Below are 13,095 nucleotides of genomic sequence, written 5' to 3'. Positions count from 1 at the left end.
GTACCATACTTTGTGCTGTTTGAGAGTAAACTAATAGAACTATTTATTGCAGGTTAACGATCTGTTCGGCCTGATTCCACGTGACTTTCCAGCCTAAAGTTTCAGTCAGCAGACGCAGCGGAACCATCGTTAAATTGTTCATGATACGCGGCGGAACTTCGGCGGTAACCCGCTTGCCGTTCGTGATTAAATCGAGCTCATTGTTCCACATATCGACGATGTTCCCGTCTTTTACAACCGTTGCCCGGAGTGCCTCCTGATCCCACAACACTTTCGCTCCCAGAGCTTCCGAAACAAAGCGTGTCGGAACGAGCGTATTTCCACGGTCGTTAATCGGGGCTTGCTCCAGCCAGTACGATTTTCCGTTAACGGTTGCCATCTGATTGCCGATTTGCAGGGTTACTTTGTTCAGGCTGCCGGACGGTGTATCATAATTCGGATAGCTGAAAGAGATGTCGTCAAGCTCGATCTTGCCTTGCAGCGCACGCTCGTCCTGACCTTGCTCCGGATTAACCACATAGATGCTGCGCAAAGTCAGCGGGTATTTCAGGTTAAGGCCGGACAAGTTGGCCGAGATGGACTTCCAACCCTGCCAGTTGATGTTTTTGGCGAGCTCAACCAATTCTTTTTTACCATCCGCATCGATCACTTCGGCGCGGAGCCAGTTCTGGCTTTCGTCACCTTTTACCTTGAGGTTGATTGTTTGCGGGTAGCCGTACAACTGCGCGCCGGTATTGTTGAAGACCGCGTAAGACGCCTTGTTGCCGCTGCCTTTGGTAAAATCGTAAGCGAGCTGCAGGCTGTTGTTGCCGGACTCGTTCTTCACGATGCTCAGCTTCGTACTGACTTCAGCCGGGAAACTTTCCGAAGTGGTCAGAATCGATTTGTCATCGAGGTTGTACCACATGGACTCATTGCCGAGCGGGATGTTCAGCATACTGCTGTACCCATCGTACCGGGCGATAACTTGGGCATTCTTACTGCCCTCCAGGCTGTCTACTTTCAGGACGCCGTTCTTGACTTCGCCCTTCACACCGAGCACTTCCCACTCAAGCGACGCCGGGGAAATTTCCTTGGTTTTGCCGCTCTTGGTCGTCGCGGTTACGTTCAGATTGTAGCTTCCGCCCGCAACAAGCCCTTGTCCGCTCGCTTTCGAAACCTTCATAGAGCTGATATCCGCACGGCGTATTACTTTTACGTCCAGGTTCGACGACCCTGCACCGGTTGTTGCCGTAATTTTACCGCTTCCGAAGCTAGTAGGAATGAAGGTATTTCCGTCGAATTTCCCAAGATTGTTGGAAACGCTCCAGGTCGGCTGAACGCTGTCCGAAACAATCGGGTTGTAATATTCGTCATAACCACTGAAGGTGAACGTCGCTTTCTCGTTCAGGAACAGTTCTGTGTCGCCTTTCATAGTGAAGCCCTTCGGCTGGCCTTTCGGTGCCGTCGAGAAGACTCCCAGGGCATTCACGACAGCCCTCTGCGTGCCATATTCCGTTACATGAGCCAGTTGGATATTGTTCGTGCCAAGAGGACGTTCGACCATTTGCGTGGAGCCGCCGCCGTCCAGATTCATCGCTTTGTAAGCACCGATCTGAATTAGGAAACGCTGGAATTCCTGCAGGCTCATTCCTGCGCTATTGTCGTTCTTATCGGCCGTAACCAGATAGGCCTTCTTCATATCTTGGGAGTATCCTACGCCGGTACGGGAACGGTAACCACCCAGGGAAGAGACATCACGGGAGAAGGAAGTCGCTTTAGCTCCGTCTACGAGAATGGAGTGGCCCCCGATCATTGTTTTAAAAGCATCGTTCGCATAGGCCGTTCCCGTACGCTGGTTAGTAAACGCGTAGTCCGCCGTAAGAGGGTCTCCGACTTTTAAATGTTCTTTGACGAATTGAGCGGATTTGCCCGCGGCTCTTAAAATGTACCCGTTCTTAGGCGGCTCGACTTTAATAACCGTATCCGGTGCGATTTGTTTGATAACCCCGTCTTGTACCAAGACCTCGGTCGGTACGGATTTTCCGTCATTGGAACGGTCCACCTGTCCCCAAGCATCGGTATACATGAACAACCCGTCCGTATGGCTGTGAGTACCGTCATCATACCAATAGTACGTTTTGTTGATGCCTCCGAGTTCGAAAGAAGTGCCGTCCTTGGCTTTTACCGCACCTTGGAAAGCAAACAGGTCAATCACCGGCTTGTTATCCTTTGTTATCCCAAAAGCGTAAAGACCGGACATTTTATTGGATGGGGTCGACATGATTTGACCGTTGGTGATTTGCGGGCCCAAGGGCACACCCTCCGCTTGCGTATTAAAAAAGTCCCCGTTAACCGCCGCGACTGCGCCGGCCGCTTTGGCCATCGTCGCCACCGTCTGCTTGTCGGTAAACTGATTATTTTTTCCAGCGATTACATCCAGTTTTACATACGGGTTCGTCAAATCTACCTCTACTACGTTGGCAGTTGCCGAGACCTTCTTATTGTTTCTCGTAAAATTCCAAACATACTTCTTCATAACGGCACCCGAAGTTAAAATGCTCTCCGACTTCAAAGTAACCGTAGGGTCAGCGGCAAATGTGGGAACAGGCAGGGATACGACTACCTGAAAAGCAACGACGAATGCGAGTGTCGATCTCCACAGCTTGTTGGTAAACCTCATCCTTCTTTCACTTTCCTCTCTCCTGAATAGGTAAAATCAGCTAGGACACACAATAGTATAGACTCTTAAACTAGCTAAAAAGTTACGAAATTTATGTGATTTTTCCTAGAGTAATTGAGAAAAGAGAGCAAAAGGCTCGGAATTTGGTCTAAACTGGAATAATCGGGTCTAAAATCGGTCTTTTTATGCCTTTTTGAGGACATGAGAAGATTAGAAGTGCTTAAGGAGATAGTAATTTAGTGGCTTTTAGAGAGAGGTTGTTGTTCTGTGGCGATTATTTTCACAAATTATGTTCAACATATTTGCCGCTGTTCCCCGAATATCGCTATCTTCTTGTTTCTAGCTATATAGCCGCTTAAATTTAACCATTCTTCCGCCAATATTTAGCGAGCAAAAAAACACGACCCGATCCCTTAGGATCAAGCCGTGTTCTTCACGTCTTATCAGACAATTGTTGAAAAGTAAAACCTCAGTTCTACAGAGCTTCCGCTTTGAGCAGTTCAGCTTTGTCTGTACGTTCCCAAGGAACATCCAGATCGTTACGGCCAAAATGACCGTAAGCAGCCGTTTGCTTGTAGATTGGACGACGCAGGTCGAGCTGCTTAATGATACCGGCAGGACGAAGGTCAAAATGTTTGCGGATCAGCTCAACGAGCTTCTCTTCGCTTACTTTCCCTGTGCCGAACGTATCGATGCTGATGGAAACGGGCTTAGCAACGCCGATGGCGTAAGCAAGCTGTACTTCGCATTTTTCTGCGAGTCCTGCAGCAACGAGGTTTTTCGCGACGTAACGAGCCGCGTAAGCGCCGGAACGGTCGACTTTTGTCGGATCCTTACCGGAGAACGCGCCGCCGCCATGACGAGCGTAACCACCGTAAGTATCTACGATAATTTTACGGCCAGTCAGACCAGCATCCCCTTGAGGTCCGCCGATTACGAAACGGCCCGTCGGGTTGATGAAGTAGTTGGTGTTCTCATCCAGGAATTGCTCCGGAACGATTGGCTTAATAACGTGTTCTTTGATGTCTTTTTGGATTTGCTCCAAAGTGACTTCCTCACTGTGCTGTGTAGATACTACAATCGCATCAACACGTACAGGCTTGTCCCCATCGTACTCAACCGTTACTTGAGTCTTACCGTCCGGACGGAGGTAATCCAGGGTGCCGTTCTTGCGGACTTCGGTCAGTCTGCGGGAAAGCTGGTGTGCCATCGAGATTGGCAGCGGCATCAGTTCCGGTGTTTCGTTCGTTGCGTATCCGAACATGAGACCTTGGTCGCCTGCACCGATCGCTTCAATTTCAGCGTCGCTCATTTGGCCTTCACGGGCTTCGAGAGCCTGGTCTACCCCTTGTGCAATGTCAGGGGATTGTTCGTTCAGGGATGTAAGCACAGCACACGTTTGGTAGTCGAAGCCATACTTCGCGCGTGTGTAACCAATATCCTTAATTGTTTTTCTGGCAATGGCTTGAATGTCCACATATTCGGAACGGGACGTGATTTCGCCGATGACCAGAACCAAACCGGTAGCCACAGATACCTCACAAGCTACACGTGCGTTCGGATCGTTCTCCAAAAATGCGTCTAACACCGCATCGGAAATCTGATCGCAAATTTTATCGGGATGACCTTCTGTCACGGACTCGGATGTAAACAAACGTCTGCCGCGTTCTAGTGCCAATGTCATCGACCTCCTACTGGATTTAGTATGTAGAAACAAGTGCGAACTTACACAAAAAATGAACCTTTTCCTCGGTGGAAAAGGTTGCTTCAGGACCTTCTTGAAGTTATGTTACTTCATTTGTCGATGAATGTCAACGAAACAGGTATGAATTATAAAGTGAAAAGAACCTCTTCCGCTTTGCGGATTAACCGGCTAGTGATAGCCCCTCCAACCGCCCCGCTGTCCCGTGAACTGATGTGCCCCCAGTAGTCTTCTTTTATCGAAGTTGCGGGTATAGAACCAAGCTCCGATGCAAACTCCGTGCTTAAATCCAAGCTTCCCAAAGCTTGTTTCCCAACAGGCAGCCCCATCTCTGCAGCGATCTCGTATTTAAGTAGGTCTAAAGCTTTATGCGACTCCGGTACCACCTTGTTGTTGTTCTTCGACATCTTTTTCACACTCCTTCATTGGTTGTGCGATTAGTATCACCTTTCGACTTCATTCGACCCGTATAAGTTGTTGTCAGCTTGGTTAATTTATGGAGGAGTTTGCGTTCGCCATAGATCGTTTTAGATGAAATAAAATCATTTACAAAAATAAAAAAATGACAAGGACTCCAAAATTGGAATCCATGCCACCATTAATGTTATAAAAATATTCCAGTCTAGGGTCCTCTTTATTGAGGAACCTTAGAACCATCCGCGTTCTGAACCACATATCCACCACGAACCATTACATAAACGTCTGCTGTCTCCTTAAGATCAGGCTTAACTCCGCGGCCGTCTCTCGGAAAAATAAGCAGATGATTGTTTTGTACCACTGTACCAGCAGCTAGGTCTTTACCGGCCGTTACATCCGGAATGCCATTATCATCGTTACTCACAGCCAGAGTTTTACCATTACGTACAATCAGCTCAGAACCTGCGTCCGCCAAAATAGTTTGTCCGGCTTTAAGCGCAACAACTTTCATGGCATTGCCTTGACCTGTGGATGGTGTTCCACCTCCACCGTTGTTCGTTGGCAGCTTAGCGATTTCTTGCGCAATGATTTCTTTAATTTTGCTCTCTGTTAAGCCATTTCCCCCACCGGTACCAACTGACCCGCCAAGGCCTTGAACGTATTGTTCCAGATAGCTCTTGGTTACGACCGGGTCATCTGCGGAGCCGGGTGTGGGAGCGGCAGCATGGATAGGAGATGCAAGTACTGTTAATATAACCATCCCGAGTCCTACAACCTTCTTCATAAAAGTACCTCCTTTAAGAAAAAAGGAGACCCAATTGGGTCTCCTTTATTTTACTATTGGAAATTTGATTACTTAACTGTGATTACAGCAGAATCGGATTTTCCGTTAGCAATAGCTTGCAGTGTGAAGCTCTTAACAGATCCAGTAACTGTGATTACACCTTTGCTGGAGATTGTTACAGAACCGCTACCTTGTACGTCTGTTGCAGTGTAGATAACACCCAGGATGTTGTTGTTATCAGCAATTACACCAGGACCATACTCAACACCGTAGTTATCAGTCACAGTCAGATCAAGAAGAGTCTGAGCATTTTCTGCACCAGTGTAATCTGCTTTGTCATTTTCACCTACAACTTTAGCAACTTGAACGGCTTCGTCTTTAACGTTGATGGAGATAGAAGCTGTTTTTTGCTCGCCTTTAGCAGTGTTGTAACCAACAGCTACTGTAGTGGAGCCAACTTTATTACCAAGCACGTAAGGAGTTCCACCAACGATGTCTGCTTTTACAATGGACTCATTGTAAGTAGCAATGGAAGTAATTACGTTGGACGGAAGTGCAACGACGTCACCAGCGTTGTCTTTCGCAGTGATTTTAACTTTTTTACGCAGAGCGCTATCAAGAGTTGCTTGCGTACCCTTCAATTTGTCACCTGCAGCATAAAGGTCGCTTACAGGAGTTACCGTGTAAGAAAGGTCTGCAGTCTTGTCAATAACTTTAACGTCTTTAGTAATGCTTGCAAGTACGTTACCTTTAGAGTTAACAAGCTCAGCTTTGAATGTTCCAGAAACGTCGTTCTTAGAGTTATCAACGCCAGCTCCAACTACAACATCGAAACCTTTATTGAAGGTTTTGAGTCCTGCCTCTTCGTATTTTTTAGTAGTAATAGCTGATTGTCCTGCTTTACCGGACTGGCCATCTTCCCAAAGTTCAACACCAGCACTACCAGCGAAGGATACTTGAACATACACATCACCAGTAACTGCTTTGTCAAGCTTGGAATCAAATTGGTCAAGTACGTTCAGCTCGATATCAGCAGTTGCGCCTGGCAGTGCTTTCTTAGCTGGATCGTTAGTCAGCTTAAGCGTGCTAGGAATACGTGCACCTTTAACGTTGTAAGTTTTTGTGTCGAACGAGTTAAGGCCTGGGGAAGTCAACACAATGCTTACGCTGATGATGCTCTTGTCAGATGCAGTCATCTCAGTGATGCGCAGTTTACCTTTGTTTTCACCGCTTTGAACGATTTCAATCTTACCGTTCGAAGTCGAAAGGTTCACAGTGTTATCGTTGCCTTGGTTTGTTTTCAGGCTGTTAACGATGTCATCAGCACTCAGTTGGTTGCCTTCACTGTCAAATGCAGCTAGATCGATAATTGCTTCGTCGTCACCTGCGGAGATTTCTTTTTTAACATCTCCCAGTTTAACTTTCGTAGCTACCTTCGAAGATTTAACGTTGATTTTAACAGTAGAGAAGGAAGCTTGAGTTTGAACATTCAGTGTATAAGTGCCGGATTTTGCTACGTTATCAAGCAAAGATACCTTAACGGTCAGAATGCCGTCATTTCCGGATTTTACAACTTCAGTTTTCAGGTTTTTCTCATATTCAGAGAAGAAACGAGTAATTGTTTTGTCATAATCTTCGGAATCATCAGCAGCTACCAGGTTGCCGTATTGGTCGTAACGAAGCAATTCAACTGTTGCTTGTTGACCTTTGCCGGAAAGAGCATCACCAGTGGAGTATTTCACTGTGCCCAGTTCACTCTTCGTGATGATTGGCTGCGTACCAATTTTAAACGTCTTATTTACGCTAACACGGGAATCGTTCTCAATGATGTTAACGGAAACAATGCCGTAGCCTTGCTTGTAGTTATCACCTGTAGCTGTATCGAGAATCAAACGAAGAGTACCGTCTTCTGCTTTAGTGATTCTTTTCAGTACATCGTTGTTGTTGCCGGCATATACAGTGTACGCACCAGCAGACAGGGAAGCAGCTTCACCGTATTGGTTCGTAGCAGCCAGTTTAATCATTACGTTCTTGCTGTAAGCGATAGTGTCGCTAGGGTTCAAGAACTCGATTTTAGTCAGCTTCTCGTCTTCAGCGGAGAATTCTGCTACGGCTTTGTCAACTGTTTCAGCTGCCAGACCGCTCAGTGTTACGGAGTAAGCACCAGCGCTCAGTTTGCTGTTAGTCAGTGTAAGTACAGCAGATTTCTTATCGTCTGCCCATTTAACGTCAGTTGCTACGGAAGCAGTACCTTTTTTCAGAGCAAGGGATGCTTTAGCAGTATCAACTTCACGGTTGAATTTAACTGTTACAGTTTTAACGCCAGTAGCTTTAGCTTCGGAAACGGAAAGCTTTTTGCTAGCGTTGTTAAGTTGTTGTGCTTGGTAAGCGGAAGTTACGAGCAGGTCGCGCGTAGCAGCTGCAGTACCGTTGAAAGGCTGGCCAGCTGGAGTTTCGAACAATTTCAGTTCTTGTGCCAGTTGAACATAACCTTTAGCCCAGTCGGAAACTGTTTTATCGGAAACGCCCGGCTTAGCTTTAGCTTCGGACTCTTTACCAAGACCACGGATCAGGAATGTAGCGAGTTCTTCTTTAGTTACATCGCCAGCTGGAACGTATTTGCCTTCTGCTTTACCGTCAGTAATGCCGGCAACACGGAGAGCTTCGATGTAAGGAAGAGCGTAACCGTTAGCAGGGTCGCTGGATTTAACGTCTTCGAAGCTGGAAGTAGTAGCGGAAGATTTCAGTTCGAAAATCAGAGCTGCTACTTTAGCGAATTGGGCGCGGTTCATTTTGTCGTTCAGACCAAAGCGGCCTTCTTCAACACCGTCAAAGATGCCTGCTTGAATCATGGAATCGAACTTGGCTTTTGTAGCCGCGTCCAGATCTTTAAGATCAGAGAAATCATCAGCCTTAGCTGCGAATGCTACGGAAGAAAATACGGACAATGCCATAGCTGTGGAAAGAATTACGGATAAACTTTTTTTCATAACCTTTTTGTCTCCTCCTTGAATATCTTTCGGGTTTTGAGAGTGATTAGGAATTCTAGAGCTCATATTACTCATTGAATGATTCACCCCCTTTCCAGAGTGGTTGAGCCTAAATGTATAACTAATTCATCTGCAGCCTAAAAGACCACATAGAATCTAGTAACGAAACTAATAGATATGTAGACATCTAACACCACTCTAAATATTATACATGGGCGTTATTGCTACGTAAAGAAGAATTTTGAGAAATGATTCCAGAAAACCTTGCGTTTTTGGAGCTCTCTTGCTCTTCCAATGTATTAAACGAGCGGTTTCGGAAAAAGTTGCGGTTGCTGCGATTTTTTTTATTTTTTTTTGAAATCTTTTTGTAACTTTCTTGTTACCCATATGTATTATAGCTTGGGATAATTATGGATGTCCAATTTTGAAGACTTTGAAAAGGATTGCTTTGATTTAAGAGAAGACACGACAGCAATCTGCTGCCGTGTCTTTTCTTTTTATCCGTTTACTTCAGTTTGCCTTGCTGCTTCATGACACGAATCGCAACAATAGCCGCCTCGGCTCTCGTGAAGGTTTCCAATGGATCGAAACGGACCGTTTCTTTCTTCTGGCCTTCGATAAGAACGTTAGGCTTGCCTTCGATCAATTTAGCCTTTACAACGGCCTCTACGGCCGGCTGGGCATAATAATCGATTGTATTCGCGTCGGTAAATGTTTTTTGAAGCCCTGCAAGAATCTTTTTGTTGTCGGTACCCAGCTTCAAATCTGCCGCACGGGCAATCATCACGGAAGCATCCTGACGTGTAAGTGAGCTGTCCGGACTAAAGCGGTTGCCCGCAGTACCCCTGACGATACCTGCTCTTGCAGCTGTCTCGATGTACTTAAAGTCATACAATCCGTACAGATTTTCAACCTTAAATACGTCGATAAAGGTCGGCGTGCCGCTGTAATTTAAAGGAAGATCGAAAATGCGAACGAGCATGGTAGCGAATTCGCCACGGGAAATCGGTTCGTTCGGGCTGAACGAATAGTTCGTTTTGCTGTTCATGATCCCTTTGGAGAACAAGGTTTCCAGTTCATTTCTTGCCCACGGGTGGCCCGTTACATCATCGAAGCCCTTATCCATGTACATAACTTGATAGTAACCGAATTTCTCGAACGGAACCGTGACCGTGTTGCTCTTCACATCCACAACGCCGCCAAGATTAACCCAACCGCGTCCTGTTAATGTGTTGTACTGCTCATACGTATCAAAGAAGAAGACGGAAATATACTTACCTGCGTCATCACGGATAGCTTGGTCGAACTTAAGAGTCAGCGTACCGCGCTTGGTAGGAACTACAGTTTGATCAACGGAACGGGTATAGAAGTTGTTTTTAAGATCAAACGGCTCCATCCCTCTTCCCCGGAGAGCGTTTTGCAGGTAATCTTCCGTCGATTGTCCGCTTGCTTTCTCGGGAATCGTACCGGAATCGATGTAGAACAATTTGCTCGCTGCGCTAAAGTTATCGCCCTTGCCTTTTCTGGCAAGTAAAGACTTGGCATAGTCGCTGCTGAACGGATTGTTGATCTTGTCTACACGGCCGTCAACGGTATCTGCAATACCGAAGTACACTTTGCGGTCGGCAGTGATGTACTGATTGTTATCGAAAGTCGGTTTAAAACGCATCAGTTTGGTGTCTTTATCGAACTTCAGTTTAACGTCACCGTTAAATACGTTGAAGTTGCTGGTCATACCGTCCAGATATTCAGCTCCGACAACCGGTGTATTTGTGTTGTACAGCACGATAGTACCGTTTGTTTTCGAAGTCCCACGGTTGACTGTGAACTTGATCGTGTTTTTGCCTGCCTTGAGATCTCTCACTTCATAAGAGAAACGATCGACATCGAGGCCGTTTTCGTTCAAGGTTTGTTTGCTTGCCGTCTCTTTACCGAAAGTAACGCTGTCCGCTTTCTCGGCGTCGATCACAATCGTGTAGAAGTTGCTGTTGATGTTCGCTTGGTACTCATGCTTTTCGTTCTCGATAAGTACCGGCTTTTTCACGACATACGGAAGCGGTTCGCGTGCAATGGTAACCGTTTTGGAAACACTCATGTTAGCTTGGTTCGTAACGGTGAACTGGAACGTCATTTCGCCTTTTTCAGGAAGCTTAATGGCATTCGTTCTGAATTCAACGCCGGAGCTAGGCATACCGGTGAAGAATCCTCCGCTTACGTTCGTACTGGAGCCGGAAACGCTGTTCCACACGTGATAGTCGGCGCGCGGATTGCCGTCTTTATCTTTGGAGTACACGTTCAGGGAAACCGTAACGTTGCCTGCGTTAGTTGTGTTAAAGAATTTACCGTTCAATTGAACGGTACGTTCATTCGTGGCATACATGTCCGGCTTTTGAGCTTTCGGAAACTTGCTCTTGCCGACCGAATCTTCATTCGGTACGAAAAGAACGATTTCCGGCGCCTCGGCCGTGATCAGGTTTACGTTATAAATCGCCTTGCTGATCAGCGAGTTGTTTACGTACATAAAGAACTTGATTTGGTTAGCGCCTTCGCTGAACAGTTGGGCTGGCGTGATGCCGTATTTCGTTCCCAGTCTGGCCAGATCAAACTTAAATTGACGGTTGGCGTCAAAGTCGCTCGCTTGAAGTTCGATCATTTTGTCGTTGACATAAAGCTCGACTTTGTTACCGGCGCCTGTAGGCAGGTAGTTGACTGCTTTACCCGAAAGACAAGCGACATCGGATCCGCAAGTCAGTTGTTTAACGTCACGGAGCGTGATACCCGTGTTGCCCGGGCTTGCGATCTGGTTCGCGATAATATACGGTGCGTTGTTAATTTGAATCGTATACTGACGGCTTCCGTTCTCAACTAACGTGCCAGAAGCATCAACCGGAACAAACTTGATGTTTTTTTGGCCGTCGGTGATGTTCTCCAGTTTGTAGATAAATTCATTGTTAGACGGATTAGCAACCTCTGCGAATTCTTTGCCATCCAGGAAAACTTTGATCTTAGCTGTATGTCCGTTAGCTTTAATCTTCATTTCTACCGGCAGTTCGTTAACCTCGGTCGTTGCCGACTCGGTCAAAGAAGTGTAGATGTTCGTGTTCGTAGCGGCGTCTTTGCCCGTTACCATCGAAACATCGAGAATGCCGGCTTCGTTCGGGTTGGTGTAGTTAAAGGTATACGAAGACTCACCTTGTCCTGCCGAACCTGTTGCATCCTTGAAAATAAATTGAATCGTTTGCGGATTACGCGCCGCTGTCCAATCGGTCAGACCGGCAACGTTCAGATCCAGAACAAGATCATAAGCCGCATATTCATTGGCACGTGTGAACGTGGAGTTTGGAGTAAATTTCTTGACTGCGCCCCCTACGGAACTGCTTGGCGTATTCAGGTCAAGGCCTGCGGCTACCTGTTGTCCGTTGATCAGTACGTCAACACGATTCTGACGCAGAGCGCCGGTTGAATCATAGTCAACTTTAAGGCTTGTTTTAAGCGTCAGTTCTTTTACATCGAAGTTAGGCTTGTCCAGCAGAGACTGTGTAGTACCTGCGCTCGTAACGCCCATCTCTACCCCGAATGCAAACGGTTGGCCGTTATCGTACACGAACCGTTTTTCCGTCTGGTAGGAGTTCGAATCGTTGCTGGAATCGAAAACAATCCGGTTATCCCCGGCTTTCAAACAAATTTCCCCCGTGGAACCGCAGCCTGCGGCGGCATCTCCCCCACGGAAATAAACCATGCCTTCGGTCCGGTTCAGAATACCGATTTTAGGAACCGTACTCCCGGTTTCATAAGCCTTTACTTCGTTCGCGTTGGAAGCTTTGGCTTTAATATCGACAGCGGTAACGCCCAGCTTGATGTTGCCGCGGTCAACCGGATAAATTTTGCCGTCCACCAGACCGGCGTTATTTACCGTAAAATCGGTTAGGTTGGTCGTCGGGGTGTAGTAAATCCAGCCCGGTGCGGAAGACAGCGTGTTGGTGTCCCCCATTTTAACGATGATGCGGTTAAGTCCTTCGGACAGCGTGATGTTCGAGAATGTAATCTCGTTCGCGCCCGTTTGTGTAGGTTTGTGGGATTTCTCCACCGTAACCTGCTTTGTATTCACATTCATGATCTCATAGTAGATCGAGCTGATCTGCGAGTCGCTGATGTTGGAAATGCTCGCCTTCAGAGTGAACGGATTGCGTGTTACGCGTGTAACGTTGTTGTAATCCTGTGGAGCTTCCTTGTCCGTACCGAAGTTTACGGTCTGGTTGTACATGTTTGTGATGGAAATGGTGGAAGCCGCGTAAGCCGTAAGAGGCGGAAGCAGGCTAATCAGCATCGAAAAGAGCACGAGAACGCTGAACCATTTACGGGTATGCTTTTTCAAAACAAAACTCCTCCTTATATAAATGGATGAAATCTACAAATGGAACGTACAATCTTGCTGCCTGCGGGCCCCCTTCCGATATTAGGCGAAGCTAATCCTGGTGTCCTTTAAACAGTTGTATTTTAAATATCGGCCCGGATCGCCGAAATGTTTAGCCATTTCTCA

General features: G+C 46.8%; 6 protein-coding genes. All 6 read right to left on the bottom strand.

The window, feature by feature from the left end; genetic code table 11:
- Nucleotides 1-43: 43 nt before the first annotated feature.
- Nucleotides 44-2,662 (bottom strand): stalk domain-containing protein, encoded by a 2,619-nt coding sequence (locus ABH899_RS26090; RefSeq protein ID WP_370001652.1) that lies wholly within the window; start codon nt 2,660-2,662, stop codon nt 44-46.
- A gap of 475 nt (nt 2,663-3,137) precedes the next feature.
- Nucleotides 3,138-4,346: a methionine adenosyltransferase gene (metK, locus tag ABH899_RS26085; protein WP_218231329.1), complete on the bottom strand. Its 1,209-nt coding sequence runs from the start codon at nt 4,344-4,346 to the stop codon at nt 3,138-3,140.
- A 146-nt stretch (nt 4,347-4,492) separates the two neighbouring features.
- Nucleotides 4,493-4,771, bottom strand: coding sequence for an alpha/beta-type small acid-soluble spore protein (locus ABH899_RS26080; protein ID WP_009677087.1), 279 nt, complete (start codon nt 4,769-4,771; stop codon nt 4,493-4,495).
- A gap of 227 nt (nt 4,772-4,998) precedes the next feature.
- Entirely contained in the window at nt 4,999-5,565 is a 567-nt protein-coding gene (locus ABH899_RS26075; RefSeq protein ID WP_370001650.1) for a hypothetical protein, read from the bottom strand.
- A gap of 68 nt (nt 5,566-5,633) precedes the next feature.
- Nucleotides 5,634-8,630 carry an S-layer homology domain-containing protein gene (locus ABH899_RS26070; RefSeq protein ID WP_370001648.1) on the bottom strand — a complete coding sequence of 999 codons (2,997 nt, stop codon included), beginning with the start codon at nt 8,628-8,630 and terminating at the stop codon, nt 5,634-5,636.
- 430 nt (nt 8,631-9,060) lie between these two features.
- Nucleotides 9,061-12,930, bottom strand: coding sequence for an S-layer homology domain-containing protein (locus ABH899_RS26065; protein ID WP_370001646.1), 3,870 nt, complete (start codon nt 12,928-12,930; stop codon nt 9,061-9,063).
- Between the last annotated feature and the right edge of the window lie 165 nt (nt 12,931-13,095).

It is taken from the genome of Paenibacillus sp. RC84 (assembly GCF_041260495.1).
In the GTDB taxonomy this organism is placed as follows: domain Bacteria; phylum Bacillota; class Bacilli; order Paenibacillales; family NBRC-103111; genus Paenibacillus_F.
This window is presented reverse-complemented; position numbering and strand designations above follow the sequence as displayed.